Here is a 2,047-nt window from a genome sequence, read left to right as displayed (position 1 = left end):
CGGGACGGATCACAGGCCGGATGCACGGTTGGCTCCCAGCCCGGAGCCGCATCGGACACCGGGCGCGGCGGAAGGCTGAAAAAGGCCGCTCCGTCATGTGGGACATGCCATATTGGTGCGTCGGGGCATTCCCCTTTGCGCGATTTTGGTATACATTGCTCTTGCCTGCGCCGGGGCTTGGTGCTAGCCATGCTGTCGCGGCTTTTTGTACAGACAGCAGCCATGTAAACTGAATGAATTCAGCAGGCCATACGACAGGTGTTTTTGGGGCAGCCGCCTGTCCGGTCGCGTTTTTCCGTTGGCCGCGCCGCCGGAAACTGTTGCACTGGCATAGTGTTTGCGCGGCGCCATAGGTATATCGTTACGTTTTTTTTCGGCGGCCGGGTTCGGAAGCGTTTTGCAGCCTGCGTATTTACAGATGTCCCCAGAAAAACAAGGAGGAAGTCATGCCTCTTACCAGTCCCAAGGAAATGTTCGCCGCCGCTTATGCCGGTGGCTATGCCATTGGCGCTTTCAACGTCAACAATATGGAAATCATCCAGGGCATCATGGGCGCGGCTTCCGAGGAAAAATCGCCTGTCATCCTTCAGGTGTCGGCGGGCGCGCGCAAGTACGCGGGGCAGCCCTACATCATGAAGCTGGTGGAAGCCGCCCTGGCCGTTGACGCCAGCGTACCCGTGGCAGTGCATCTTGACCACGGCCCCAGCTTTGAAATGTGCCGCGAATGCATCGACGGCGGCTTTACGTCGGTCATGATCGACGGCTCCCATCTGCCGTATGAAGAAAATATCGCCCTTACCAGACAGGTGGTGGACTACGCCCGTCCCCGTGGCGTTTGGGTAGAAGCCGAACTGGGCAAGCTGGCGGGCATTGAAGAGCATGTGCAGTCGGACGAGCACGTCTATACCGACCCTGACGAGGCTGTGGACTTTGTGGAGCGCACAGGCTGCGATTCTCTTGCCATCGCCATCGGCACAAGCCACGGCGCGTACAAGTTCAAGGGCGAGCCCAAACTGGACTTTGAACGGCTTGAAGCCATCTGCAAAAAACTGCCGGACTATCCGCTGGTGCTGCACGGCGCTTCCAGCGTACCGCAGGAATTTGTGGATTTGTGCAACCAGTATGGCGGCAATGTGGGCGGCGCCAGGGGCGTGCCTGAAGACATGCTGCGCAGGGCTGCCGCCCTGGGCGTGTGCAAGATCAACGTGGATACGGATATCCGCCTGGCGGTCACGGCCTGCATCCGGCAGTGCCTGGCGGACCATCCTGAAGAATTTGACCCCCGGTCCTATCTCAAGCCGGCCCGGGAGGCCGTAAGGCAGATGGTGGCGCACAAGATCCGCACGGTTATGGGATCTTCGGGCAAAGCCTAAACAACATACGTTTTCGCCAAGGAGCGCAACATGCCCGTCAAACTGGGATTGAACGGCTTTGGCCGTATCGGCCGCTACCTGCTGCGGCTGCTGGCCGATGACCAGAATCTGCAAATCGTCGCCATCAACGCGCGCGCCGACAATGCCGCCCTGGCCTATCTTTTCAAGTACGATTCCACGTACGGAAACTTTGCGGGCACGGTGGACCATGATGAAAACGGCATTATCGTCAATGGCCGTCACATCGCCGTCACCCGCTGCAAACCCGGTGAATGGGAGTGGAAGCGCCTTGGCGTGACCATAGCCGTGGAAACCACGGGAACCATCAAGGACGGAGCGGGCCTGGCCCAGCATCTGGCCTGTGGCGCGGAAAAGGTCGTTATTTCCGCTCCCGCCAAGGATGTGGACGCCATGATAGTTATGGGCGTCAATGACCACGTGTACGACTGCACCAAGCACAAGGTCATTTCCGCCGCTTCCTGCACCACCAACTGCCTGGCCCCCGTGGTGAAGGTGCTGCACGAAAAATTCGGCATCCGTCATGGCCTTATGACCACCATCCACAGCTACACCATGAGCCAGCGCATTCTGGACGGTTCGCACAAGGACTGGCGTCGCGGCCGTTCGGCCGCCGTGTCCATGGTGCCTTCCAGCACGGGCGCGGCCAAGGCCGT

Annotated in this window: 2 protein-coding genes; both read left to right on the top strand. The window is 59.6% G+C overall.

Going from position 1 to position 2,047, the window contains the following annotated elements:
• Positions 1 to 446: 446 nt before the first annotated feature.
• Complete coding sequence (gene fba / locus V6C16_RS11900; RefSeq protein ID WP_333534505.1) at positions 447 to 1,373, top strand: class II fructose-1,6-bisphosphate aldolase; 927 nt, start codon at positions 447 to 449, stop codon at positions 1,371 to 1,373.
• Between the two features lie 30 nt (positions 1,374 to 1,403).
• On the top strand, positions 1,404 to 2,047 hold a 644-nt coding region (locus V6C16_RS11895), incomplete at its 3' end, for a type I glyceraldehyde-3-phosphate dehydrogenase (RefSeq protein ID WP_333534503.1).

This window comes from Desulfovibrio sp. 1188_IL3213 (assembly GCF_036763145.1).
GTDB lineage: Bacteria > Desulfobacterota > Desulfovibrionia > Desulfovibrionales > Desulfovibrionaceae > Desulfovibrio.
Note: the sequence above shows the minus strand (reverse complement) of the source record. Positions and strands in the feature narration are given on the sequence as shown.

Excerpts from the sequence above, each read along its gene's own strand:
- fba (WP_333534505.1), top strand. The coding sequence starts at position 447 with ATGCCTCTTACCAGTCCCAAGGAAATGTTCGCCGCCGCTTATGCCGGT.